The following is a 23,676-nucleotide window of genomic DNA, read 5'->3' as shown; positions in this document are numbered from 1 at the left end:
GCGGTCCATGCACGCGCAACTCGACGTATCCGGCCTGCAGAAGGTCTACGAGGGTTCCGGTCGCCGCGTGGAGGCGGTGCGGGACCTCACCTTCAGCGTCGACGCCGGCGAACTCGTCTGTCTCGTCGGCCCGTCGGGCTGCGGCAAGACCACCCTGCTGAAGTGCATGGGCGGGCTGCTCACCCCGACCGCGGGCGAAGTCCTCCTGGGCGGACGGAAGGTGAGCGGTCCGCCACCCGGGATGGCGTTCGTGTTCCAGGAGTACGGACGCAGCCTCTTCCCCTGGATGCGGGTCGGCGAGAACGTCGAACTCCCCTTGAAACAGAAGAACTTGTCGAAGGCCCGACGGCGTGAACTGGTCGCGGACGCACTGGAGTCGGTCGGGTTGACGGAGGCCGCGGGGGCGTATCCGTGGCAGCTGTCCGGCGGTATGCAGCAGCGGGTCGCGATCGCGCGTGCGCTGGCGTACGAGCCCGAAGTCCTGTTGATGGACGAGCCGTTCGCGGCGGTCGACGCGCAGACCCGGGCCGATCTGGAGGATCTCGTACGGGGGTTGTGGCGGGAGCGCGGCATCACGATCCTGTTCGTGACCCACGACATCGACGAGGCCGTGTACTTGGGTGAGCGGGTGGTCGTGCTGTCGGCGTCGCCGACCGTCGTGCAGGAGCAGCTGAAGGTCGATCTGCCCGTGGAGCGCGACCAGCTGCACACCCGGGTCGCCCCGCGCTTCGCCGAACTGCGGACCCATGTGTACGAGCAGATCCAGGCGGCGAAGCGCGGGACGCTCCCGGTTCAGGACCGGCTCACGAAGTGAGATACGCCTCCACTTCGCTCAACTGCCCTGCGGGCCACCCGGTGTTGGCGGTGACGTTGAGCCGCAGATAGCGCAGGTTCGTGCCGCTCGGCAGGGCCACGGTGACCGTGTTCCCGGTCGCCGGGTCGAAGCGGTAGCCGGTGGAGCCGACGACCGTGGAGTAGGTCGAGCCGTCGGTGCTGCCCAGCACGGACAGTGTCTGCGTGCGGGCGCCCCACGCGGAGGACGGCGGCAGCTTCAACACCACTCTGCGCACTGCCTGGTTGGAGCCGAGGTCGACCGTCCAGGCCTGCGGGAAGGCGTTGTTGGCGGACTCCCAGTAGGTGTTCGCGTCGCCGTCGACCGCCTTGCCCGGTGTGTAGACGTCCTGCGAGCCGGTCGCGGTGGCGGGGCGGCCCTTGGCGAGGTTGGCGTTCTGGTCCGGGGGCGGGTTGCCCTGGCCGGGCTGGGGCCAGGTCGAACAGTCCGACCAGGTGCTGCTCCAGCCGGAGTTGCCGCCGCCGTCGGTGACGGTGAAGACCCCGGAGCCGGACGGATAGGGGCAGTTGTAGATGCCGGCCGCGCCGACGCCGGTGGCCTGCACGTTGCTGAACTTGGCCGCGCCCTGCGCCTCGGCCTGGACGACGACCGTGCCGGTGTTCTGCACGGTGGCGCCGCTCACGGTGACGTTGCCGGTCGAGTAACCGTGGCCGCCGCCGGACACGAACTCGAAGGCGCTGTACGGGCTGTTGGTGATGGTCGTGTTGGTGATGTTGACGGTGGCGTTGACGGCGCTGTCGTAGGAGTCGACGCGCAACGCGCCCATGGGATGGCCCCAGTTGGGGTTGATCGCGCCGGTGCGGACGAGGGTGTTGCCCTCGACCGTGATGGTTCCGGCGAGCGGGGAGAAGGGGTCGAGGAACTTCTGGTTGGAGATCGCGATGCCGCTGCCGAGGGCGTTGGTGTCGGAGACCAGGTTGTTCCTGACCGCGATGTTGGTGCCGCCGTAGATCGCGATGCCGTTGGCGAGGTTCGGCTGGGAGATGGTGTTGTTCTCGAAACTGCTGTTGGTGTCCGGGGAGTTGAGCGACCACATGGCGAGGGAGTCGTCGCCCTGGTTGCGGAGGAAGTTGTTGCGGACGATCACGCCGTGGGCGCTGCCGTTGAGGTTGAGGCCGTCGGCGGTGGTGTCGAGGATCCGGTTGTTCTCGACGACGAGGTTGTCGTTGTTGCCCGTCAGCCAGAGACCGACCTTGAGGTGCTGGATCCACATGCCGGAGACCGAACTCCCCGGTCCCAGCGACCCGTTGACGAAGTTGTCCGGGTTGGAGTCGACGCGTTCGGTGACCTCGCCGATGACCGCGAAGTCCTTGATGTGGACGCCGCCGGAGGAGCTGGACTGGTCGATGAAGCGCGAGGTGTGCACGACCGAGTACCACTGGCCGGCGCCCTGGAGCGTCACGTTCTGCACACCGCTGAGGGAGGAGGTGAGCCGGTAGTCGCCCGGCGGGATCCACACCACTCCCCCTTGGGCGGCGGAGATGGCGTCGCGGAAGGCCTGGGTGGAGTCGCCCGCGCCGCTGGGGTCGGCGCCCTTGGAGACCACGGACACCGAACCGGCGGGCTGCGCGGCGGCCCCGGCGACCTGCTCGAAGTCGGCGACGTCGACGGTGACTTGGGTGCCCGTCGACACGAACGCGACCTTGTCGCCCTGCTGCACGTTCTGGCCGAGCAGGAGCCGGGAGTTGTCGAAGAAGTGGTGCGTCTTGGCGCCCGCGATCCAACTCGTGTCGACGTACGAGTACTTGGAGGTCACGGCGAGCGTCTTGCTGATCTTGGTGCCGTTGACGTACACGTCGAGGCTGCCGCTCTGGCCGTCCGGGACGCTGTAGGACACGTTCACGGCGTTGGCCGCGCGCGGCACGGTGAACTCGACGCGCTGCCCGGAGGTGAGCCGTACGGCCTGCCGTCCGGAGGCCTCGGAGGCGAGGGTCCCCTGGGTGTAGTCGGGACCGAACCTGGTCCCGGTGGTGGTGGCGGACTCGGCCTCGACGGAGGTGAAGGGGAGGGAGGCGCCCGAGGCGGCGTGGGCGGCGGCGGGGGTCAGGGCGACGAGCGTGCCGGCGGCGAGTGCGACGGCCGCGCCGATCATTGGCATGCGCCTGACAGAATGAAAGGTGGTGCTGTGCATGTGCTGATCCCTTCGAGGTGGGGGTACGGGGATAGCGGATGCAGGGTGACGGCCGATAACCGCGGGGCTATGCGGTGCGCAGCCAGGCGGCCGTGTCCCGCGGCAGGCGTCCCTGGTCGTCCAGGGGACCGCTGGTCAGCAGAAGTCGGGTGTGCGAGGGCAGGTCGGCGGGTGTGTCGGCGAGGTTGACCACGCAGGTCACGCCCTCCGCGCGGGCGAAGGCGAGGACGCCGTCGGGGGCGGGCAGCCAGGTGAGGGGGCCGTCGCCGAAGACCGGCCGGAGGCGGATCGCCTCGCGGTAGAGGTTGAGCATGGAGTCGACGGTCCGCTGCTGACGGTCGACCGCATACGATGTCCAGCCGACCGGCTGCGGCAGCCACGGCTCACCGCGCGAACCGAAGCCCGCGTACGGCGCTTCCTCGGCCCAGGGCAGCGGCACCCGGCAGCCGTCGCGGCCGGGGTCGGTGCCGCCGGACCGGAGGTACATCGGATCCTGTATGCGGTCGACGGGCAGCTCGACCTCGGGCAGTCCCAGCTCCTCCCCCTGGTAGAGGTAGACCACTCCTGGCAGGGCCAGCGAGAGCAGGGCGGCCGCCCGTGCGCGCCGGGTGCCCAGCGCGAGGTCGGTCGGGGTGCCGAAGGCCTTCGTGGCGAAGTCGAAGCCGGTGTCGGCGCGGCCGTAGCGGGTGACCGTGCGGGTCACGTCGTGGTTGCACAGGACCCAGGTGGCGGGTGCGCCGATCGGGGCGTGCTCGGCGAGGGTCTCGTCGATCGACGTGCGTAGCCGCTCGGGGTCCCAAGGGCAGGACAGGAACGCGAAGTTGAAGGCGGTGTGCAGTTCGTCGGGGCGCAGATAGCGGGCGAAGCGTTCGGTGTCGGGGAGCCAGACCTCGCCGACGAAGACGGCGCCGTACTCGTCGGCGACGGCCCGCCAGGAGCGGTAGATGTCGTGGAGTTCGTCGCGGTCGACGAAGGGGTTGGGGTCGCGGCCCTCGACGAAGTCGGGCAGGTCGGGGTCCTTGGCGAGTAGCGCCGCCGAGTCGATGCGGACGCCTTCGACGCCGCGCTCGAACCAGAAGCGCAGGATGTCCTCGTGCTCCTGACGCACCGCCGGGTGGGCCCAGTTGAGGTCGGGCTGTTCGGGGGTGAACAGGTGGAGGTACCAGTCGCCGTCGGGGAGCCGGGTCCACACGGGTTCGGTGGAGCCGGCGAACTGCGACGGCCAGTCGTTCGGCGGGAGTTCACCGTGCTCGCCGCGTCCGGGGCGGAAGTGGAACAGCTCGCGCTCGGGGCCGCCGGCGAGGGCGGCGCGGAACCACGGGTGCTGGTCGGAGACGTGGTTCGGCACGATGTCGACGATCGTGCGGATGCCCAACTCCCGTGCCTCGGCGATGAGTTTCTCCGCCTCGGCGAGCGAGCCGAAGGCGGGGTCGATGGCGCGGTAGTCGGCGACGTCGTAGCCGCCGTCCTTCATCGGTGACAGGTACCAGGGGTTGAACCACAGCGCGTCCACGCCGAGTTCGGCGAGATACGGCAGTCGGGAGCGGACGCCCGCGAGGTCGCCGGTGCCGTCGCCGTCGCCGTCCGCGAAGCTGCGGACGTAGACCTGGTAGATGACGGCGGAGCGCCACCAGTCGTCCTGGCTCTGGGCAGGGGTGGGCTGTCCCACGGTGCTGGCCTTTCTGTCGGGGGCGTCGAAGGGGGCGGTGTCAGCCCTTCGTGCTGCCCGCGCTGATCCCGGCGATGATGTGCCGCTGGAAGACCAGGAACATCGCGACCATGGGGATGCTCGCGATCACCATCGCGGCGATGAGCACGGTCAGTTGGATGTTCTGGGACAGCTGGACGAGTGCCACGCTGATCGGCTGTTTGTCGGTGTCGGAGAAGACCATCAGCGGCCACAGGAAGTCCTGCCAGACGGCGACGAGCGCGAAGATCGACACGACGCCGAGGACCGGGCGGGACATGGGCAGCACGATGGACCACAGGATGCGGAGTTTCCCGGCGCCGTCGATCTCGGCGGCCTCCATGACGTCGCGCGGGAGCTGGTCGAAGAACCGCTTGAGGAGATACAGGTTGAAGGCGTTGGCGACGGCCGGGAGCCAGATGCCGAGGGGGCTGTTGAGCAGGCTGGTGTGGATCAGCGGGAGGTCGGCGGCGGTCAGGTACTTGGGTACGACGAGTGCCTGGGCCGGGACCATCAGCGTCGCCAGGATGCCGCCGAGGATCAACTTGCCGAAGGCGGGCTTCAGTTTGGACAGGGCGTAGGCGGCGGCCGTGCAGAGGACCAGCTGGAACGCCCAGGCGCCGGCGGCCTGGACGACCGTGTTCCACAGGTGCTCCGGGAGCTGCATCAGGTCCCAGGCGTCGGTGTAGCCGCTGAGGTGCCAGTGGTGGGGCACGATCGTGGGCGGGGTCTGCGCGATCTCGTCCGGCGACTTCATCGCGCCGGTGACCATCCAGTAGACGGGGAAGAGGAAGGCGAGCGCGAAGAGCACGACGACGCCGGTGAACACCGTCCAGTAGACGGCCTTTCCGCGCGGCCGGGCGAGGGTCGCCGGGGAGAGCAGCGTGCGGGTGGTCACAGGTCGTCCTCTCCGGAGCGGGTCAGCCGCAGATAGAGGGCCGAGAAGACGCCGAGCAGCACGAGGAGCATCACGCTGAGCGCGCAGGCGCCACCGAAGTCGTTGTAGAGGAAGGCGTATTTGTAGATCAGGTAGAGGACGGTGACGGTGGCGCTCTCCGGTCCGCCACCGGTGATGACGAACGGTTCGGTGAACACCTGCATCGTGGCGATGATCTGAAGGAGCATCAGCATCAGGATGACGAACCGGGTCTGAGGGATCGTCACGTACCGGACGCGTTGCAGGAGGCTCGCGCCGTCCAGTTCGGCGGCCTCGTACAGCTCGCCGGGGATGGACTGGAGCGCGGCCAGGTAGATCAGGACGGTGCCGCCCAGGTTGGCCCAAGTGGCCACGATCACCAGGGAGATGAGGGCGGTGTCGGTGCCGTTGGACCAGTTCGAGGTGGGCAGGTGCAGGAAGCGCAGCGTCTCGTTGGCGAGGCCCGCTCCCGGGTCGTAGAACCACTTCCACAGCAGGGCGGTGACCACCGGCGGGATCATCACCGGGAGGTAGACGACGACTCTGAAGAAGGCCTTCCAGTGCCTCAACTCGTTGAGGACCAGGGCGAGTACGAACGGGATCGCGAAGCCGATGAGCAGGGCCAGCAGGGTGAAGACGAGGGTGTTGCGCCAGGCCGCGGCGAACTCGGGGTCGTGCCAGACCTGGGTGAAGTTGGCGGTGCCGACCCACTCGGGCGAGGAGCCGGGCGTGTACTTCTGGAAGGCGATCACGACCGCGCGGATCGCCGGGTACCAGGAGAACAGGGCGAAGCAGATCAGGCCGCCGATGAGGAAGGCGTAGGCGCGGGCCTGGTCGAGGAGGCGGCGCCGCCCCGGGCCCCCTCCCGGGGGCGGCGCCTCGACCTGTCGAACTGCCGTCGTCTCGACGGGACTCCGGGTGGCCGTCCGGGTCATCGGGTCAGCCCCGGGCCAGGATGCCGTCGATCTTTCCGGAGGCGTCCTTGAGGAGTTGGTCGATGTTCGCGTCCTTCTTGGTGAGGACGGCGGAGACGGCTCCGTCGAGCACGGAGTAGATCTGCTGCGCGTCCGGCGGCTCGATCTTCATCTGGAGGGACTGGTTGCCGTCGAGGAAGGCCTGGTAATTCGCCACCGGGACATTGGAGTTGGCCTTCTTGACCTGCTGGTCCTTGGCGTCGGCGGCGCCGGTGAACAGGCGCGGTTCGGGCAGTCCGACGGGCGCGTTGGCCTTCTTGGCGCGGGCGTAGTCGCCGAGGAAGCCGCTGCCCGGGGTGAGGAACATGCTGTCGAGCCACTTGAGGCCGGCGCGGATCTGGGCGGGCGTGTCGTGCTTGTTGAACATGTAGCCGTCGCCGCCGATGAGCGTGCCCTGGCCGCCGGGCATCGGGCCGAGGGCGAGGTCGTCGTAGTTGCCGCCCTTCTCCTTGACCAGGATCGGGATGTTGTCCGGCGCGGAGAGGTACATGCCGAGCTTGCCCGAACCCATCAGCTGCTGCACGTCGTTGATGACCAGGAGCTGCTTGCTGCCCATCGAGTTGTCGGTCCAGCGCATGTCGTGCAGGTTCTGCAGCACGGCGTGGCCCTGGGGCGTGTCGATGGTCGCCTTCTTGCCGTCGGCGCTGACGACGTCGCCGCCCTGGGAGTACATCTCGGCGGTGAAGTGCCAACCCCCTTGGTTCTGGGCGCTGTAGTCGGCGTAGCCGATGGTGCCGTTGCCGAGCGCGGCTATCTTCTTGGCGTCGGCCCGGACTTCGGCCCAGGTCGTCGGCGCCTTGTCGGGGTCGAGGCCGGCCTGCTGGAAGAGCTTGCGGTTGTAGATCAGGCCCATCGAGTAGCCGGTGCGCGGGATGCCGTAGATCTTGCCGTCGACGGTGTAGATGTCACGCAGCTGCTTCTGCAGCGTGTCGTAACTCTTCAACTCCTTGATGTACGGCGTGAGATCGGCGGCCTGGTTGATGTCGACGACGTGCTTGGCGTCGGTGAAGTACGTGTAGAACACGTCCTCCATCTGGCCGCCGGCGAGTTTGGCGTCGAAGGTCTTCGGGTCCTGGCAGGGGAACGCGTCATGGGTGACGACGTCGATGTCGGTGTTCTTCTTCTCGAAGGCCGCGACGTCGGAATCGAAGAACTTGCGGTCGACCTTGGCGCTCTTGGGCGGCTCGCAGTTGACCGTGATGCGCGTCTTGCCGCTCGCCGAGTCGTCGCCGGACCCGCAGGCGGAGGCAGTGAGCGCGAGAGAACAGACGCCGATCGCGGCGAAGGTGCGGCGGAACCCGGTGCTTCTCATCGGTGGACCCCTCTGGGCAGGAGCGGTGGGCGCCGCACACTCAAGCACCGCCGACACCTGTCCGCAAGATGTCGCGCAGAATCTGTAATTATTCGACAGCGCGCTGACGCTCAGCCGCGCGGGGCTTGCGCGGTGGAACCACGCACTACCAGTTCCGGTTCGAAGAGCAGCTCTTCGGCCGGTACGGCCGTCCCGCCGACCTGTGAGTTCAGCAGCTCCACGGCGGCCCGGCCCATGGCCTCGATGGGCTGGCGGACGGTGGTCAGCGGGGGCTCGGTGCAGTTCATGAAGGCGGAGTCGTCGTAACCCACGACGGAAATCTGTGACGGGACGTCAAGTCCCTTGCGGCGAGCGGCCCTTACCGCACCCAGGGCGAGGGGGTCGCTGGCGCAGATGATGCCGGTGACGCCCCGGTCGATCAGCCGGGAGGCCGCGGCGTGACCGCCCTCGATGGAGAAGATGGCGCGGGCGACGAACTCGTCGGGCAGGTCCGCCGCGATGGCCCGCGCGGCGGCCAACTTCCTTGCGGACGGCATGTGGTCGGCGGGGCCGAGGACCAGCCCGATGCGCTCGTGGCCGAGGGAGGCGAGGTGCCGCCAGGCCTGCTCGACGGCGACCGCGTCGTCGCAGGACACCGCGGGGAAGCCGAGGTGGTCGATGGCCGCGTTGACCAGGACGACCGGGATGTTGCGCTCGGCGAGCAGCCGGTAGTGGTCGTGCGGCGCGTCCGCCTGCGCGTAGAGCCCGCCGGCGAACACGACGCCGGAGACCTGCTGTTGGAGCAGCAGGGTCACGTAGTCGGCCTCGGAGACGCCGCCCTTGGTCTGGGTGCACAGCACCGGGGTCAGTCCGAGTTGGGCGAGGGCGCCGCCGATCACCTCGGCGAAGGCGGGGAAGATGGGGTTCTGCAGCTCGGGCAGCACCAGACCCACGAGCCGCGCGCGCTCCCCGCGCAACTGCGTGGGCCGCTCGTAGCCGAGCACGTCCAGGGCGGAGAGCACCGCCTGCCGGGTGGGCTCGGAGACTCCGGGTTTGCCGTTGAGCACCCGGCTGACCGTGGCCTCGCTGACCCCGACCTTCTTCGCCACCTCAGCAAGTCGTCGCGTCATGTGCGCAAGAATAGCGCAAGATATGCAAGTGGTTTGCGTTATGGGTGAGTCGGATCCGGCGACCGGCGGCTTCCCGAGCCGGTCAGCGGCTCTTGGCGCCCGCCAACGACCCTCGGCGCCGGTCAGTCGTGGGCGGCCCAGAGACCGCGGACGTGCCCCAGGTGCCGGGTCATGATCTCACGCACGGCCCCTTTGTCACGGTCCAACAGCGCGTCCAGGAGCTCCAGATGCTCCTGCGCGGAGGCCAGCAGCCGCCCTGCCTTGACGAGGGCGGTCAGGCCGTAGAGGCGGGAACGCCCCCGCAGATCACCGACGACCTCGACGAGGTGGGCGTTGCCCGCAAGCGCGAGCAAGCCGAGATGGAAACGGGTGTCCGCCTCGACATATGCGATGAGGTCACCGGCCACGGCCGCGTGGACGATCTCCCGGGCGGCCGGGCGCAGCGCCTCCAGCGAGACCGGGTCGGCGGTCCCGGCCAGCCCCACCACCGTGGGGATCTCGATCAGCGCGCGGATGTGGGTGTACTCGTCGAGCTGCTTCTCCGAGACCGCGGTGACCCGGAACCCCTTGTTCGGGACGGTGTCGACCAGCCCCTCCTTGGCCAGGTCCAGCATGGCCTCGCGCACCGGGGTCGCCGAGACACCGAAGCGGGCGGCGAGCGTCGGCGCGGAGTACACCTCGCCCGGCCGCAGCTCCCCCGCGATCATCGCGGCCCGCAGGGCGTCGACGACCCGCTCGCGGTAGCTGCTCTTCTTGCCGCCCAGCGTGGGCAGATCCGGAGCGGTGGTCGGCGGGGCGCCGGCTCGCTGAACGGCCATCGGAAGTCTCCTAGCGGTGCAAGGTCCCACACGGTGCAATGTCACGCGTGACCGGCCATTATCCCCGATCTAGAGGATGAATCCGCCCGGGAACGGATCGGCGGGATCGAGCAGGTACTGGGCGGTGCCGGTGATCCAGGCCCGGCCGGTGAAACTGGGCAGGACGGCGGGGAGACCGGCGACCTCGGTGGTGTCGAGGAGCCGTCCGGTGAACTGGGTGCCGATGAAGGACTCGTTCACGAACTCGGTGTGCAGCGGGAGTTCACCGCGCGCGTGGAGCTGCGCCATGCGGGCGCTGGTGCCCGTGCCGCAGGGCGAGCGGTCGAACCAGCCCGGGTGGATCGCCATCGCGTGCCGGGAGTGCCGCGCGGTGGCGCCGGGCGCGTACAGGTGGACGTGATGGCAGCCGCGAATGGAGTCGTCCTCGGGGTGGACGGGCTCGTCCTGCGCATTGATCGCCTCCATGAGCGACAGGCCCGCCTTGATGATGTCGTCCTTGCGGGACCGGTCGAAGGGCAGCTCGAACTGGTCCAGCGGCAGGATGGCGTAGAAGTTGCCGCCGTACGCCATGTCGTATGTCACCGTCCGCCCGTCGGCGAGTGTGATCTTGCGGTCCAGGCCGACGGAGAACGAGGGGACGTTCTTGAGGGTGACGTTCTTCGCGGCGCCGTTCTCGACGGCGACTTCGGCGACGACGAGTCCGGCCGGGGTGTCGAGCCGGATCATGGTGACCGGCTCGACGACCTCGACCATGCCCGTCTCGACGAGCACGGTGGCCACGCCGATCGTGCCGTGCCCGCACATCGGCAGGTAGCCGGAGACCTCGATGTAGACGACACCCCAGTCGCAGTCGGGGCGGGTGGGCGGCTGCAGGATCGCGCCGCTCATCGCGGAGTGGCCGCGCGGCTCGTTCATCAGGAACTGCCGGATCTGGTCGCGGTGTTCGCGGAAGTACAGCCGCCGCTCGTTCATGGTCGCGCCGGGGATCGTGCCGATGCCGCCGGTGATCACGCGGGTGGGCATGCCCTCGGTGTGCGAGTCGACGGCGTGCAGGACGAGTTTGCTGCGCATGACGCTCCTGATGAATGCCGGTAAACCAGTGTGCCGTTGTCTACGCGAGCCCGGCCGCGACCGCCTTCTCGGTGGCGGCGCGCACAGCGGTCTCCTGCTCGGGCAGCAGCGGGACGCGCGGCGGACGGACCGGGCCGCCGTGCCGGCCGACGATGTCCATGGACAGCTTGATGGCCTGCACGAACTCGACCTTGGAGTCCCAGCGCAGCAGCGGGTGCAACTGCTCGTACAGCTTCTTCGCCGTCGCCAGGTCACCGTCGACGGCCGCGTGGTACAGCTCGACGGACGCGGCGGGCAGCGCGTTCGGGTAACCGGCCACCCAACCCTTCGCACCCGCGAGCGCGAGCTCCAGCAGGACGTCGTCGGCGCCGATCAACAGGTCGAGTTCCGGGGCGAGTTCGGCAAGCTGGTACGCGCGGCGGACGTCGCCGGAGAACTCCTTGACGGCGTGGATGTACCCCTCGCCGTGCAGCTTCGCGAGCAGCTCCGGCACCAGATCGACCTTGGTGTCGATGGGGTTGTTGTACGCCACGATCGGCACGCCCGCCTTCGCGACCTCCGCGTAGTGCGCGAGGACCGAACGCTCGTCGGCGCGGTACGCGTTGGGCGGCAGCAGCATCACGGAGGCGCAGCCGGCGTCACGGGCCTGCTCGGCCCAGCGGCGGGACTCGGCGGAGCCGTAGGCGGCGACACCGGGCATCACGCGCGCGCCGCCGATCGCGGCGACGGCCGTCTCGACGACCTTGGCGCGCTCCTCGGGCGTGAGCACCTGGTACTCGCCGAGCGAGCCGTTCGGCACGACACCGTCGCAGCCGTTCTCGACGAGCCAGGCGCAGTGCTCGGCGAACTTGTCGTAGTCGACGGCGAGTTCGTCGGTCAGCGGAAGGGCGGTGGCGACGAGGACGCCGCGCCAGGGGCGGTTCGGGGTGGTGGTCATGTGCGGTCGATTCCCATCTGAATAGGGTGTGACATTTTACTGACGGGCAGGACGTACGGTCAGTCCGGCTCAGCTGCGGACTCGGACTCACCGGCACGGGCCAGCACCCCGAGCGGTACGGGCCGCGCGAACGGCCGCCGGGACGGGGTGAGTTGGCACCCGGCCAGCCCCGCGACCGCGGGCCCGCACATCCGCCCCTGGCACCAGCCCATCCCGGCCCGCGTCAGCAGCTTCACGGTGCGTACGTCACCGGCTCCGAGCCCGTCCACGGCCTCGCGGATCGCGCCCCCGGTGACCTCCTCGCAGCGGCAGACCACGGTGTCGTCGGTGACTAGATCGGTCCAACGGGCGGGCGGCGCGTACACGGTGTCGAGGGCGGCGAAGAACTCCCGCAGTCCCGTACGGGACTTGGCGGCCGACGCCCAGGTGCGCGGGTCGGGTTCGGTGCCGTTCAGGCGTGCCGCGGCGGAGCGTCCCGCGATGTGGCCCTCGGCGAGGGAGAGGGCCGCGCCGCCGATACCGGTGGTCTCGCCGGCCGCCCAGACGCCGGGGACGTCGGTGCGCTGTTCGTCGTCGACCTGCACATTGAGTCCGTCGAGTCGGCAGCCGAGGGTCTCGGCGAGGTCGGTGTGGGGAAGCATGCCGTGGCCGACCGCGAGGGTGTCGCAGGCGATACGGCGTTCGGTGCCGGGCCGGACGCGCCCGTCGGTGTCGAGTGCGGCAACGGTCACCGCCTCCAGCCGTTCGTCACCGTGGGCCTCCACGACGGCGTGCCGGGTGAGCAACTTGACGCGGTGGCACAGGAGTTGGGCCGCGTACTGGGCACCCTCGGCGACCTTGCCCGGCTGTGCCGCGAGCGCGCGGGTCCGTCGTACGAACGCCTTGGGGTCGGCGGACTCGACGAGCGCGGCCACCTCGACACCGGCTGCCGTGAGGCCGGTTGCCACGGGGAGGAGGAGCGGGCCGGTACCGGCGACCACGGCGGTGCGTCCGGAGACGGCGAGGTTGCCCTTGAGCATGGCCTGGGCGCCGCCCGCGGTGAGGACTCCGGGAACGGTCCAACCCGGGAACGGTAGGATCTTCTCGTAGCCGCCGGTGGCGAGGAGGACGGCGTCGGCACGTACCTCTGCCGGGGCCTCCTGTTCGGGACCGAGGAGGGCGTGCACGGTGAAGGCGTTTCGGTCAGCACCGCTGGCCTGTTGCTTCAACCGCCGCTCCACAAGCCAGACATGATGATCCGTCAAGTGCGTTACATGTCCCGCCTCTACGTCTCGGGCGAGGGCGCCCCTCAGTCGCTCCCATGTCCGCCACTGGTGGTGCAGGGCCTGCGGGCGTCCGGCGTTCAGTTCGGTGGCGGGCTGTCGGTAGAACTGGCCGCCCGCCCGCGCCGCCGAGTCGATCAGGGTGACGCGGACGCCGTGGGCCGCGGCGGCGACGGTGGCGGCGAGTCCTGCCGGGCCCGCGCCGATCACGGCGAGGTGCGGTCGGTGGTCAGTCATCGTGGCCCGTCCCCTCCTGCGCACGGATGGCGTCGCCCGGGTGCAGAGCCACCAGGCAAGCCCGTTGGTTCGGGCGGGAGTTGACGGTGACGAGGCAGTCGTAGCAGACGCCGATCCCGCAGAAGACGCCGCGTGGGCGGCCCTCGCCCCGGGTGGTGCGCCAGGACGTCACGCCCGCCGTCCACAGCGCGGCGGCGACGGTCTGGCCGGGGAGGGCCTCGACCTCGCGGCCGTCGAGGGTGACGGTGAAGGCCGGGCCCGGGTGGGCGTCGGCGAGGTCCAGTGGGGAGTTCACGCGTCCTCCTCCTCGGGGAACTCAGGGGACTCGGGGAAACGGTCGGGTCGGAAGGGTGCCAAGTCGAGGTCCGGGGTCTTGTCGCCCAGCAGTTGGGCGATCAAGTGCCCTGTGCCGGTGGCGAGTCCGATGCCCGCGCCCTCGTGTCCGCAGGCGTGGACGAGGCCGGGGGCGCGCGGGTCGGGGCCGATGGCGGGCAGGTGGTCCGGCATGTACGGGCGGAAGCCTAGGTAGGAGCGCATCGCGTGGACGTCGGACAGGAACGGGAACAGTCTCGTCGCGCCCGCCGCCAGCGCCCGTACGACCGGCAGCGAGAACTCCCGGTCGAAACCGACGCGTTCACGGCTCGCGCCGATCAGGACCGGTCCAGCGGCGGTGCCCTCCACGACCGGTGAGGTCTGCAGGGCGGCCGAGTCGCTGGCCACGTCGGCCACGTAGTCGGCGGCGTACACCTTGTGCCGGACCAGGCGGGGCAGCGGTTCGGTGACGAGGACGAAGCCGCGGCGCGGGAGGACGGGGAGGGTGACTCCGGCGAGGGCGGCGAGTTCGCCGCCCCAGGTGCCGGCGGCGTTGACGACGGTGGGGGCGAGGATGTCGCCCCGGTCCGTGCGGACGCCGTGGACCGTTCCATCCGCCTTGAGGAGTACGTCCGTCACCGTACGGCCGGTGAGCAGGCGGGCGCCCGAGGCCCGGATGAGGTGGGCGGCGGCCAGGGCGGGCATCACCTGGCAGTCCTGGGGGTAGTACACGCCGCCCGGGAGGCCGGGGGCGAGGTGGGGTTCGAGGTCGTACAGGGCGTCGCCGTGGACCGGCTCGGCGACGACTCCGGCGGTGCGCTGCTCGTCGGCGAAGCGCTCCAGCGCGGCGAGCCCGTCGGGGGTGGAGGCCACGACGAGGCCACCCTTTGCCTCGTACTCGACGAACTCCCCGAGTTCCTGCGCGAGTTGTGCCCACAGGCGGCCGGAGAGGAGGGCGAGGTCGAGTTCCGGGCCCGGCTCCTTGTCGGAGACGAGCAGGTTGCCCTCGCCGGCGCCGGTCGTGCCGCCGGAGACCGGGCCGCGGTCCACGATGACGACGTCGAGGCCTGCCCGGGCCGCGTAGAGGGCGCAGGCCGCGCCCACCATTCCGGCTCCGACGACCACGACATCGCAGGTCAGTCGCTTGCTCACAGCAGTACTATGTCACATGACTCTCTAGCTGGGTATGTTCACGCGTATCTCCCACGCGCATGTCACCACACACGGAAGAGGTGCCCGACGTGGCCAAGGGCCGAAAGAACGGTCTGTACCGAGGAATCTCCGACGAGCTGTCCGCTCTGATGCGGACCGGTTGGGCCGACACCGAGCGCACGGATCTGGAGCCGGCCGAGCAGGCGCCGTACGCGGCACGCCGCCGGGCCGCATTGTCCGCGCTCTTCCCGGGCGAGCGCCTCGTCGTGCCGTCCGGAAGCCTCCTGATCCGCTCGAACGACAGCCACCACCCGTTCCGCCCGTACTCCGGCTATGTGCATCTCACCGGCGACCAGGCACGCGACGGTGCCCTGGTCCTGGAGCCCCGCCCCGACGGCGGTCACGACGCACACTGCTACCAGCTCCCCCGCGACAGCCGGGACAGCGACGAGTTCTGGACGGGCTACACCGCCGAGCTGTGGATGGGCCGCCGCCGCTCGCTCGCCGAGTCGGCGCTGCTGCTCGGGCTGCCCTGCCGTGACATCCGCACGATCGCCGAGGACCTGGCGAAGACCTCCGGGACACCCACCCGCATCGTCCGCGGCGTCGACCCGGCCCTGGACGCGGCGCTCGACACCGACGAGGACCGCGACGACGCGTTCGAGTCGGCCGTCTCCGGGCTGCGGCTCGTCAAGGACGCGTGGGAGATCGGCGAGATGCGCCGGGCCGTCGACTCCACGGTGCGCGGATTCACCGATGTCGTACGGGAGTTGTCGCAGGCGGTCGCCACGTCGGAACGCTGGATCGAGGGCACCTTCTTCCGCCGGGCGCGTGTCGAGGGCAACCATGTCGGCTACGGCTCGATCTGCGCCGCCGGTGAGCACGCCACGATCATGCACTGGACCGACAACGACGGCCCGGTCCGCCCCGGTGAACTCCTCCTGCTGGACGCGGGAGTCGAGACGCACAGCCTCTACACCGCCGACGTCACCCGCACCCTCCCGATCGACGGCACGTTCTCCCCCGTCCAACGCACGGTCTACGACGCGGTGTTCGAGGCTCAGGAGGCCGGCATGGCGACGGTGAAGCCAGGTGCGCACTACCGGGACTTCCACGAGGCGGCCCAACGGTCCCTGGCCGAACGGCTGGTGGAGTGGGGCTTCATCGAGGGGCCGGCCGAGCGGGCGTACGAGCTGTCGCTGCAGCGGCGGTTCACGATGGCGGGCACCGGGCACATGCTCGGGCTCGACGTCCACGACTGCGCCCAGGCACGCAGCGAGGAGTACGTGGACGGGGTTCTCGAACCCGGCATGGTGCTCACCGTCGAGCCGGGCCTGTACTTCCAGCCCGACGATCTGACGGTGCCGGAGGAGTGGCGGGGCATCGGCGTCCGGATCGAGGACGATCTGCTGGTGACGGCGGACGGTTACGAGAACCTGTCGGCGGGGCTGCCGCGCTCGGCCGACGAAGTCGAGGCGTGGATGCGGGAGTTCGCGGGCTGAGTTCGCCGACTGGTCACCCCGGCAGGCGGGGTGACCAGTCGTCAGACGCGGCTGGCGGTGGCCGTGTCGGCGGACAGTCGCTGGGCGACGTAGATCGGGAGCACGGAGAGCAGGACGAGCACCGCGGCCACCACGTTGACGACCGGGGCCTGTTGGGGGCGGGTCATGTTGTTGAAGATCCAGATCGGGAGGGTCTCGATGCCGGGCCCGGCGGTGAACGTGGTCACCACGATCTCGTCGAAGGACAGCGCGAACGCGAGCAGTCCGCCCGCGAGAAGCGCCGAGCGCACCAGCGGGAAGGTGATGTCGACGAAGGCGCGGAAGGTGTCGGCGCCCAGGTCCATCGCGGCTTCCTCGTACGAGCCGGAGGTGCGTCTGAGCCGGGCGACGACGTTGTTGAAGACGACGACGATGCAGAAGGTGGCGTGTCCGACGATCACCGTGAACAGCCCGAGGCCCACCCCGAGCGGCTCAAGTACCGTACTGAACGCCGAGTTGAGGGCGATGCCCGTGACGATGCCGGGCAGCGCGATCGGCAGGACGACCACGAAGGAGATGGCGTCGCGGCCGAAGAAGCGGTACCGGGCGACCGCGAAGGCGATCAGGGTGCCGAGCACGAGGGCGATGGCGGTGGCGCCGAGGCCGGCCTTCACGGAGACCCAGAGGGCCGCGCGGGCACCGGAGTTCTGCCAGGCGACCGACCACCAGTGCAGGGTCAGGGTGGACGGCGGCCAGCTCGCGCTGCGGTCCGGGTTGAGGGAGTTGACCAGGACGAGCAGGAGCGGGACGTAGATCAGCGCGAAGCCGAACCCGGCGGCCACGCGCAGGGCGATACGCGCGGAACGGGAGAGCTGCATGACATGTCACCCCCTTCGGAGGCTGTCGGGAATCGTCTACAGGCTGCTGAGCGCGCCCGTGCGGCGCATCGCGAGCAGGTACACCACGATGACGACGACGGGGACGGTGCCGAGGGCGGCGGCCATGGGCAGGTTGAGTTCGATGTTGGAGTACACGAGGTTGCCGATGAGCTGGGTCTTGCCGCCGACGATCTGCACGGTGATGTAGTCGCCGAGGCTGAGCGAGAAGGTGAAGATCGAGCCGGCGGCGACGGACGGCAGCACCATCGGCAGCACGACCGACCGGAAGGTCCGCCCGGCCCGCGCGCCCAAGTCGGCTGACGCGTCAAGGAGGTTGGCGGGCAGTTGTTCCAGCGCGGTGTGGATCGGCAGGACCATGTACGGCAGCCACAGGTACGTCAGGGTGAGGACGGTCGCGGGCAGTCCGAACCCCGGTCCGCTGAGGCCGAACGGCTTCAACATCCAGTCGGCCAGGCCGCCTTGGGACAGGATGAGCCGCCACGCGTACACCTTGACCAGGTAACTGGCCCACAGCGGGGTGAGGATGGCGACCACGAGCAGCGGGCGCCACCGCGGCTTCGCGACGCGGGCGGTGTAGAAGGCGAGCGGGAACGCGACCACGGCGCACAGGACCGTGACGGCGAGCGCGACGCCGATGCTGCGCAGGATGACCTGCCGGTACACGGGCACCGTGAACAGCTCGTGGAAGTTGTCGGTCGACCAGACCTTCACCACCTCGGAGGTGAAGGAGTCCGTCGTCCAGAACGCGGAGACGAACAGCACGCTGAGGGAGCCGAGATAGAGCACGGCGAGCCACAGCAGCGGTGCGGTGAGGAGCAGGGAGAGCCGCAGCCGGGGTCGGCGGTGCAGCATCCCGGCGAGCCGCCGGACGGGGCCCGGTGCGGGGCGTCCGGCGGCCTGCGCGGTGACGGTCATGTCGGTGTCAGCCCTTGATCTCGGTCCAGGCCTGCACCCACTTGGCGTACGGCACGCACTTCACGTCCGTGCGGCCGTCGAGGCACTGCTCGATGGGCGTGTTCCAGAAGGCGATGTTCTTCCAGTACGCGGTGTCGGCGGCGTGGTACGTGGTGCAGAAGTTCTTGTCGCTGGTCTCGGCGCACGCCTTGGAGTTGGCGGGAGCCTCGCCGAAGTACTCGGCGACCTGGGCGTTGACCTTCGGCGAGACGATCCAATTGAGCCACTGGTAGGCGCAGTTGGGGTGCTTGGCCTTGGCGGAGATCATCCAGGTGTCGGACCAGCCGGTCGAACCCTCCTTGGGCACGAAGGCCTTGACCTTGGCGCCCTCGTCGGCGGTGAGGTTGGCGATGACCTGCCAGGTGGTGCCGACCACGGAGTCGCCGCTCTTGAAGGCGGAGATCTCCTTGAGGTAGTCGCTCCAGTACTCGCCGATGTCCGCGTTCTGCTTCTTCAGCAGGGCGACGGCGGCGTCGAACTGCTTCTGGTCGAGCGCGTAGGGGTCCTTGATCTTCAACTCGGGCTTGGTGGCCTTGAGATAGAGGGCCGCGTCGGCGATGTAGATCGGCGAGTCGTACGCGGTGACATGGCCCTTGTACTTCGAGGCGTCGTCGAAGACCGCGGCCCAGGAGGTCGGGGCGGGCGTGACCTTCTGGGTGTTGTACATCAGGAGGTTGGCGCCGCGGCCGTGCGGGATGCCGTAGGCCTTGCCCTTGACGGAGTTCCAGGCCTGGAGCTTCAAGTCCGGGAAGATTTCCTTGTAGTTGGGGACCAGGCTGGTGTTGACGGGGGCCGCGTCGCCGGAGGCTATGAGGCGCAGGGAGGCGTCGCCGGAGGCGGAGACGGCGTCGTACTCACCGGTCTTCATCAGCTTGACCATCTCGTCGGAGCTGGCGGCGACCTTGGAGTTGACCTTGCAGCCCGTCTGCTTCTCGAAGTCGCTGACCCAGTTCACCTTGGGGTCGTTGGAGCCGTCCTCGACATAGCCGGCCCAGGCGACCAGGTTGACCTCGCCCTCGCTCTTGCCGAGCTTCGACTGGGCTTTGAGATCAGGGGGGTTGAGGCCGCCGGACGAGCTGCCTCCCGAGTCGGAGGAGCCGCAGGCGGTGGCGGCGAGCAGGACGGCGGCACAGGCCGCCACCTGGAGGGTTCGGGTGAGACGCACGGCGTTCTCCATGGGTGGAGGAGATGGGTGAAGGAGCGAACGGGGTCAGCGGGGGTCGGGAACGTGCACCGTGTGGCGCCGGTGCCATTGCAGTCGCACCCGGCTGCCGCGGTAGGCGGCCACGTCCTCGGCGGAGGTCTCCAGGTTCTGCTGGAGTGCGGTGAGGCGGCCGCCGGCGTCGAGGTCGACGAGGAAGCGGGTCGAGTCCCCGAGGTAGACGACCTCGGCGACGGTGCCGGCGGCACTCTCGTGGTCCGGTTCGCCGGTCTCGGCCGAGTCCTTGAGGACCCGGATCTTCTCGGGCCGGATGCTGTACGTACCGGTGGTGCCGACGATCCGCTCGGCCGCCTCGCCCGCCAGCAGGTTGGAGGTGCCGACGAAGCCCGCGACGAAGGGGGTCGCGGGGCGTTCGTAGACCTCGGCGGGGGTGCCGATCTGTTCGATGCGACCCTGGTTGAAGACGGCGATGCGGTCGCTCATCGTCAGGGCCTCCTCCTGGTCGTGGGTGACGAAGACGAAGGTGATACCCACCTCCCGCTGGAGCGCCTTGAGTTCGACCTGCATCTGCTCGCGCAGTTTGAGGTCGAGGGCGCCGAGCGGTTCGTCGAGCAGCAGCACCCTGGGGCGGCCGACGAGGGCGCGGGCGAGGGCGACGCGTTGCCGCTGGCCGCCGGAGAGCTGGGCCGGGCGGCGGGTGCCGTAACTCTCAAGTCGTACTTCCGCGAGGGCCTTTCGGGCACGCACGAGCCGTTCGGCTTTGGGGACCCTGCGGACCTTGAGGCCGTAGGCGACGTTCTGTTCGACCGTCATGTGCGGGAAGAGGGCGTAGTCCTGGAAGACGGTGTGGACGTCCCGCTCGAAGGGGGCGAGGCCGGTGACGTCCTGGCCGGCGAGTTCGATGGTGCCCCCGGTAGGGCTCTCGAAGCCGGCGATCATGCGAAGCACGGTCGTCTTGCCCGAGCCGGACGGGCCGAGCATCGAGAAGAACTCGCCGTCCCTGATCTCCAGGTCGACGCCGGCCACGGCGGTCGTTTCCCCGAACGATTTCCGCAGATCCCGCAGCCGGATCGCAATCCCCTCCATGGGCGGGAACCTTTCTGGTGCTCTATAACGTTGCACGGAAACATATGAAGCCATAGTTCAAATCTCAAGACCCCCTTAAGGTAAAGCTTGAGTCAACGTGCAAGGTGGTGACCGTGAACCAGCAGCAGCACATGAACGGCGGCGCCCGGAAAGCCGTCTTCGCCCCGGTCGACAACCGGGCGCGGGTCGACGCCGTCGTCAGCAGACTCGGGGACGCCATCGAACTCGGACTGCTCTCCGACGGCGAGCAGCTCCCGGGCGAGAGCGAGCTCGCCGGGCAGCTCGGGGTGTCCACGGTGACCCTGCGGGAGGCGCTGATGGCGCTGCGCCAGCAGGGGCTCGTCACCACCCGCCGGGGGCGCGGCGGCGGCAGCTTCGTGTCGCTGCCCGAAGTCCCCGGCGAGGAGCGCCTGAAGGTCCGGCTGCGCGGCTGGAGCACCGAGGAGCTGCGCGACCTCGGCGACCACTGGGCGGCCCTGTCGGGCACCGCGGCCCGGCTCGCCGCACAGCGCACCGAGCCGGAGGACCTGGTCCAACTCCGGCGTACGGCCGAAGAGTTGACGCACGCCGAGGACGCGGCGGCACGCGGCCGGGTCTACGGCCGCTTCCATGTCGAGCTGGCCGCCGCAGCGCAGTCGGCCCGGCTCACCCGCGAACAGGTCGCGTTGCAGACCGAGGTCGGCGCACTGCTGTGCCTCGTGCTCGGGAACGACGAATATCGTGAAGAAGCCGCAGCCCGTCACCGCTCCGTAATCTCGGCCGTGCAAGATGGGGCCCACGATTCGGCCAGGGAGCTGGCCGAGCGGTGCGTGCAGGAATCCACGGCGCGGCTCATCGCCGAGCGGCTGGCCCTGTAGCCCGTCACCGCGACCGCTCCCCGTCTGCTGGAGGGCACGCATGAGCCTCGCGACGGCAACGCCGCCCACGGCACCCGAGCAGTCCGTCGCGGCCGGGGTCCGCTCGGCGCTGGAGTCCGTGTTCGACGCCGTGGCCACCACCCGCGCCGACACGACGGCACTGCTCGCCAAGGTGGCCGCACAGGGCCGCCGCCCGGCGACCGTCGACCTCGCCGCACTGCGCCCGGGCCTCCATCTCCGGCTCGCCCAGCACGAGTTGGTGTCCGGCGTCGGCTTCGTCGCGGCGCCGGGCCTGCTGAGCGACGTACCCGCGTGGCTGGAGTGGTGGCAGTCCACCTCCGACGGTGGCATACGACCGCTGCTGCTCGACCTCGACCCCGAGCACTCGGCGTACGCCGACTACACGCACTGGGACTGGTTCGCGCTGCCCCGCGACACCGGGGAGCGGGCGGTCGCCGGGCCGTACGTCGACTACCTCTGCTCGGACGAGTACAGCCTCACCCTGTCCGCGCCGGTCCTGATGGAGGGGCGGTTCGCCGGGGTGGCCGCGGCGGACGTGTATCTACGGCACTTCGAGGCGGCCGTGATGCCGATGCTGCACCGGCTGCCGGGACCGGCCCGACTGGTCAACGCCCGTGGCAGAGTGGCCGCTTCGACCGACCCCCGGCACCTGGTCGGTTCGCTGAGCAAGGGTCCGGACTTCGCGGAGGCCCTCGCGGCGGGCCGGGCCGGGTTCGCGCAGGGGGCGCGGCTGGTGCCGTGCGACGGGGTGCCGTTGGTGCTGGTGGTCGCGGAGCGGTGACCGAACTCTTCCGCGCGGCAACCGATTTGGGGCCGACCCGCGCAGAAGTCACACGCCGGGGCGCCGAGTTGGGGCGAGCCGCACGGAGCCCGCGCTCACTCGGCCGCGGAGACCACCCTCAGGTGTCCGACGCCGCGGCCCGCCCTGCGGACCCTGGGCGGTGGCACGCGCCGGGCCTCGCGCAGGACCAGCGTCAGACGCGTATAGCCCATGTTCTCAAGGGTCTTGGGGGTCTCGCCGACGACACGGCAGTCGGTGGCGCCCCAGCGCGGGTCGGGGTGCAGCAACGGGCGGACCGCGCCGTCGTGCTCGACGGCCGCCTGCTCGCCGACCGCGCGGATCCAGTGCGGCAGGCCCTGCCGGTAGGCCGCCTCCATGATCGGGTCCTGGGCGATGTCACGACGGATCGCCTGCAGGCCGTGGTCGTGCCCGTGGCTCTCCACGGCGGCGGCGAAGTGGGCCAGCATCGGCAGGCACCAACTCGACTCGTGCTCACCGAGAACGGTGCTCGCGTCGGGGTGGAAGAGCACGAAGCGAAGGAAGTTGTCGCCCGGCATCGCCGTCGGATGCGGGCCGACCGCCCGGAAAAGTGACTTGAACGCGCCGTTGGTCAACACCACGTCCCAGCGGTGGTCCATGACGACGGAGGGGAAAGTGACGGCCTCCAACAGCGTGGCGTAGTCCAGCAGATACGCCTGGGCCTCGGGACTCTCGGGGACGGGCCGCGGCGCGGACCGCTGCCCACCTGCCTGATATGCCATCGGGAGGTCACCCCTCTTGCCTATGCGGCCTTCTCGCGGCGCCTTGATCCTGGTGCCCCGACGCGAGCCGTGTCAACTATCGTGGCATTTCGTGCTTGTTGACGGCTGAAATTGGCCACAGTTGTGGCGAGACCTGGATGCGAGTTCGAACCAACCGCTACTCTCCGGGATGTTCACAGCCGCCGTTTGTGAGAAGCCTGTGAGAGACGTATAGGAGATCTGTCGGTGTCGGATGGCTTCGAGGTACCGGGCACGACGCCGACCGCTCTGCTGCCCGCCGTCGTCGACCGCGTCACCGCGCTCGCCGAACGGCTCGGTGTGCCCCAGGCCGAGGTCGTCCACATCGGCCGGCTGTCCGTCGCCTGCGGCGTCCCGGAGTCCGTGGTCAGAGCCCTGCTGAGCGGCCGTCCCGCGGGCGAGCCCGATGTGCAGGCCCGGTTCCTGCAACGCCTCGACCTGCTGCGCCGCACCAGACTCAAGCCCAACGGACGCAAGTACACCCAGCAGGAGATCGCCGACGGCGCGGGCATGTCCCGCCAGCAGGCGGGCGCGCTCATCAACGGCGACCGGCGTCCCACCATGGAGCACTGCGACGCCCTCCAGCGCTTCTTCCGCGTGCACGCCGGATTCCTCACGGCCGAGGACTCCGAAGCCCTCGCGGGCGCCCTCCAGCGCACCGAGCAGGAGCTGTTGCAGAAGCTCGCGGACCGCGAGCGGGCGGCTGCCGAGGCCGCGGAGGACCCGCTGGAGCGGCTGCTCCAGGACCACGGAGTGCGCGGAATCGCCTGGCGGGCCGCGCAGTTGCCCACCGACCAGCATCGCGACAAGGTCGCCGAGTGGCTGGACATGCTCCTGGAGAGCGTGAAGCGGCCCGAGTCGTGATCCGGGGGAGAACGGTGGGCA

General features: G+C 69.7%; 22 protein-coding genes. 5 read left to right on the top strand and 17 right to left on the bottom strand.

Going from position 1 to position 23,676, the window contains the following annotated elements:
- Positions 1 to 7: 7 nt before the first annotated feature.
- The gene (locus tag OG496_RS45765; protein WP_405975073.1) at positions 8 to 814 is read left to right on the top strand and encodes an ABC transporter ATP-binding protein; all 807 of its coding nucleotides are present in this window, start codon (positions 8 to 10) and stop codon (positions 812 to 814) included.
- Here OG496_RS45765 and OG496_RS45760 read toward each other — a convergent pair.
- From OG496_RS45760 to OG496_RS45705, 12 genes are all read right to left on the bottom strand, one after another.
- Positions 804 to 2,984, bottom strand: a complete 2,181-nt coding sequence (locus OG496_RS45760) for a discoidin domain-containing protein (RefSeq protein WP_405975072.1) — start codon at positions 2,982 to 2,984, stop codon at positions 804 to 806. The genes OG496_RS45765 and OG496_RS45760 overlap by 11 nt on opposite strands.
- A gap of 67 nt (positions 2,985 to 3,051) precedes the next feature.
- Positions 3,052 to 4,653 carry a glycoside hydrolase family 13 protein gene (locus tag OG496_RS45755; protein WP_405975071.1) on the bottom strand — a complete coding sequence of 534 codons (1,602 nt, stop codon included), beginning with the start codon at positions 4,651 to 4,653 and terminating at the stop codon, positions 3,052 to 3,054.
- 40 nt (positions 4,654 to 4,693) lie between these two features.
- Positions 4,694 to 5,569 carry a carbohydrate ABC transporter permease gene (locus OG496_RS45750; RefSeq protein WP_366493488.1) on the bottom strand — a complete coding sequence of 292 codons (876 nt, stop codon included), beginning with the start codon at positions 5,567 to 5,569 and terminating at the stop codon, positions 4,694 to 4,696.
- Complete coding sequence (locus tag OG496_RS45745) at positions 5,566 to 6,522, bottom strand: carbohydrate ABC transporter permease (RefSeq protein WP_405975070.1); 957 nt, start codon at positions 6,520 to 6,522, stop codon at positions 5,566 to 5,568. Before OG496_RS45745 ends, OG496_RS45750 begins: the two co-directional genes overlap by 4 nt.
- Before the next feature lie 4 nt (positions 6,523 to 6,526).
- The gene (locus OG496_RS45740) at positions 6,527 to 7,873 is read right to left on the bottom strand and encodes an ABC transporter substrate-binding protein (protein WP_399389177.1); all 1,347 of its coding nucleotides are present in this window, start codon (positions 7,871 to 7,873) and stop codon (positions 6,527 to 6,529) included.
- A gap of 110 nt (positions 7,874 to 7,983) precedes the next feature.
- A complete protein-coding gene (locus OG496_RS45735) occupies positions 7,984 to 8,982 on the bottom strand; it encodes a LacI family DNA-binding transcriptional regulator (RefSeq protein ID WP_266864363.1) in 999 nt (332 codons plus the stop codon).
- Positions 8,983 to 9,104: 122 nt separating this feature from the next.
- Positions 9,105 to 9,800: a GntR family transcriptional regulator gene (locus OG496_RS45730; protein WP_366493491.1), complete on the bottom strand. Its 696-nt coding sequence runs from the start codon at positions 9,798 to 9,800 to the stop codon at positions 9,105 to 9,107.
- A gap of 69 nt (positions 9,801 to 9,869) precedes the next feature.
- Complete coding sequence (locus tag OG496_RS45725) at positions 9,870 to 10,871, bottom strand: proline racemase family protein (protein WP_405975069.1); 1,002 nt, start codon at positions 10,869 to 10,871, stop codon at positions 9,870 to 9,872.
- A gap of 40 nt (positions 10,872 to 10,911) precedes the next feature.
- On the bottom strand, positions 10,912 to 11,808 hold the full coding sequence (locus tag OG496_RS45720; protein WP_405975068.1) for a dihydrodipicolinate synthase family protein: 897 nt from the start codon (positions 11,806 to 11,808) through the stop codon (positions 10,912 to 10,914).
- 59 nt (positions 11,809 to 11,867) lie between these two features.
- On the bottom strand, positions 11,868 to 13,307 hold the full coding sequence (locus OG496_RS45715; RefSeq protein WP_405975067.1) for an NAD(P)/FAD-dependent oxidoreductase: 1,440 nt from the start codon (positions 13,305 to 13,307) through the stop codon (positions 11,868 to 11,870).
- Entirely contained in the window at positions 13,300 to 13,602 is a 303-nt protein-coding gene (locus OG496_RS45710; protein ID WP_405975066.1) for a (2Fe-2S)-binding protein, read from the bottom strand. Before OG496_RS45710 ends, OG496_RS45715 begins: the two co-directional genes overlap by 8 nt.
- The gene (locus OG496_RS45705) at positions 13,599 to 14,771 is read right to left on the bottom strand and encodes an NAD(P)/FAD-dependent oxidoreductase (RefSeq protein WP_405975065.1); all 1,173 of its coding nucleotides are present in this window, start codon (positions 14,769 to 14,771) and stop codon (positions 13,599 to 13,601) included. The genes OG496_RS45710 and OG496_RS45705 overlap by 4 nt, the downstream gene beginning before the upstream one ends.
- Before the next feature lie 89 nt (positions 14,772 to 14,860).
- Between OG496_RS45705 and OG496_RS45700 the strand changes: the two genes are divergently transcribed.
- Positions 14,861 to 16,273: an aminopeptidase P family protein gene (locus tag OG496_RS45700; protein WP_399389183.1), complete on the top strand. Its 1,413-nt coding sequence runs from the start codon at positions 14,861 to 14,863 to the stop codon at positions 16,271 to 16,273.
- A gap of 41 nt (positions 16,274 to 16,314) precedes the next feature.
- Here the strand turns inward: OG496_RS45700 and OG496_RS45695 are convergent, their stop codons facing one another.
- The 4 genes from OG496_RS45695 to OG496_RS45680 are packed head-to-tail and all read right to left on the bottom strand — an operon-like array spanning position 16,315 to position 20,353.
- A complete protein-coding gene (locus OG496_RS45695; protein ID WP_366493499.1) occupies positions 16,315 to 17,130 on the bottom strand; it encodes an ABC transporter permease in 816 nt (271 codons plus the stop codon).
- A 36-nt stretch (positions 17,131 to 17,166) separates the two neighbouring features.
- Complete coding sequence (locus OG496_RS45690) at positions 17,167 to 18,066, bottom strand: ABC transporter permease (protein ID WP_366493500.1); 900 nt, start codon at positions 18,064 to 18,066, stop codon at positions 17,167 to 17,169.
- A gap of 7 nt (positions 18,067 to 18,073) precedes the next feature.
- A complete protein-coding gene (locus tag OG496_RS45685) occupies positions 18,074 to 19,270 on the bottom strand; it encodes an ABC transporter substrate-binding protein (protein ID WP_405975064.1) in 1,197 nt (398 codons plus the stop codon).
- Positions 19,271 to 19,315: 45 nt separating this feature from the next.
- Positions 19,316 to 20,353: an ABC transporter ATP-binding protein gene (locus tag OG496_RS45680; RefSeq protein ID WP_405975063.1), complete on the bottom strand. Its 1,038-nt coding sequence runs from the start codon at positions 20,351 to 20,353 to the stop codon at positions 19,316 to 19,318.
- Between the two features lie 131 nt (positions 20,354 to 20,484).
- Here OG496_RS45680 and OG496_RS45675 point away from each other — a divergent pair, with 131 nt between their 5' ends.
- Both OG496_RS45675 and OG496_RS45670 read left to right on the top strand, forming a co-directional pair.
- Positions 20,485 to 21,210 carry a GntR family transcriptional regulator gene (locus tag OG496_RS45675; RefSeq protein ID WP_366493910.1) on the top strand — a complete coding sequence of 242 codons (726 nt, stop codon included), beginning with the start codon at positions 20,485 to 20,487 and terminating at the stop codon, positions 21,208 to 21,210.
- Between the two features lie 40 nt (positions 21,211 to 21,250).
- Complete coding sequence (locus OG496_RS45670) at positions 21,251 to 22,012, top strand: cache domain-containing protein (protein WP_366493503.1); 762 nt, start codon at positions 21,251 to 21,253, stop codon at positions 22,010 to 22,012.
- A 95-nt stretch (positions 22,013 to 22,107) separates the two neighbouring features.
- Here OG496_RS45670 and OG496_RS45665 read toward each other — a convergent pair whose 3' ends face one another.
- Complete coding sequence (locus OG496_RS45665) at positions 22,108 to 22,773, bottom strand: hypothetical protein (protein WP_405975062.1); 666 nt, start codon at positions 22,771 to 22,773, stop codon at positions 22,108 to 22,110.
- Positions 22,774 to 22,998: 225 nt separating this feature from the next.
- Between OG496_RS45665 and OG496_RS45660 the strand changes: the two genes are divergently transcribed.
- Positions 22,999 to 23,655 (top strand): helix-turn-helix transcriptional regulator, encoded by a 657-nt coding sequence (locus OG496_RS45660; protein WP_366493506.1) that lies wholly within the window; start codon positions 22,999 to 23,001, stop codon positions 23,653 to 23,655.
- The last annotated feature ends 21 nt before the right edge of the window (positions 23,656 to 23,676 follow it).

It is taken from the genome of Streptomyces sp. NBC_00988, assembly GCF_045162645.1.
In the GTDB taxonomy this organism is placed as follows: Bacteria; Actinomycetota; Actinomycetes; order Streptomycetales; family Streptomycetaceae; genus Streptomyces.
The sequence above is the reverse complement of the archived record's forward strand: the minus strand, read 5'-3'. Positions and strand labels throughout refer to the sequence as shown.

What these genes read in the sequence shown, in the direction of transcription:
- OG496_RS45765 (WP_405975073.1), top strand. Translation starts at nt 8, where the DNA reads ATGCACGCGCAACTCGACGTATCCGGCCTGCAGAAGGTCTACGAGGGT.
- OG496_RS45760 (WP_405975072.1), bottom strand. Translation starts at nt 2,984, where the DNA reads ATGCACAGCACCACCTTTCATTCTGTCAGGCGCATGCCAATGATCGGC.
- OG496_RS45745 (WP_405975070.1), bottom strand. Translation starts at nt 6,522, where the DNA reads ATGACCCGGACGGCCACCCGGAGTCCCGTCGAGACGACGGCAGTTCGA.
- OG496_RS45740 (WP_399389177.1), bottom strand. Translation starts at nt 7,873, where the DNA reads ATGAGAAGCACCGGGTTCCGCCGCACCTTCGCCGCGATCGGCGTCTGT.
- OG496_RS45735 (WP_266864363.1), bottom strand. Translation starts at nt 8,982, where the DNA reads ATGACGCGACGACTTGCTGAGGTGGCGAAGAAGGTCGGGGTCAGCGAG.
- OG496_RS45730 (WP_366493491.1), bottom strand. Translation starts at nt 9,800, where the DNA reads ATGGCCGTTCAGCGAGCCGGCGCCCCGCCGACCACCGCTCCGGATCTG.
- OG496_RS45725 (WP_405975069.1), bottom strand. Translation starts at nt 10,871, where the DNA reads ATGCGCAGCAAACTCGTCCTGCACGCCGTCGACTCGCACACCGAGGGC.
- OG496_RS45720 (WP_405975068.1), bottom strand. Translation starts at nt 11,808, where the DNA reads ATGACCACCACCCCGAACCGCCCCTGGCGCGGCGTCCTCGTCGCCACC.
- OG496_RS45715 (WP_405975067.1), bottom strand. Translation starts at nt 13,307, where the DNA reads ATGACTGACCACCGACCGCACCTCGCCGTGATCGGCGCGGGCCCGGCA.
- OG496_RS45695 (WP_366493499.1), bottom strand. Translation starts at nt 17,130, where the DNA reads ATGCAGCTCTCCCGTTCCGCGCGTATCGCCCTGCGCGTGGCCGCCGGG.
- OG496_RS45690 (WP_366493500.1), bottom strand. Translation starts at nt 18,066, where the DNA reads ATGACCGTCACCGCGCAGGCCGCCGGACGCCCCGCACCGGGCCCCGTC.
- OG496_RS45680 (WP_405975063.1), bottom strand. Translation starts at nt 20,353, where the DNA reads ATGGAGGGGATTGCGATCCGGCTGCGGGATCTGCGGAAATCGTTCGGG.
- OG496_RS45675 (WP_366493910.1), top strand. Translation starts at nt 20,485, where the DNA reads ATGAACGGCGGCGCCCGGAAAGCCGTCTTCGCCCCGGTCGACAACCGG.
- OG496_RS45670 (WP_366493503.1), top strand. Translation starts at nt 21,251, where the DNA reads ATGAGCCTCGCGACGGCAACGCCGCCCACGGCACCCGAGCAGTCCGTC.
- OG496_RS45665 (WP_405975062.1), bottom strand. Translation starts at nt 22,773, where the DNA reads ATGGCATATCAGGCAGGTGGGCAGCGGTCCGCGCCGCGGCCCGTCCCC.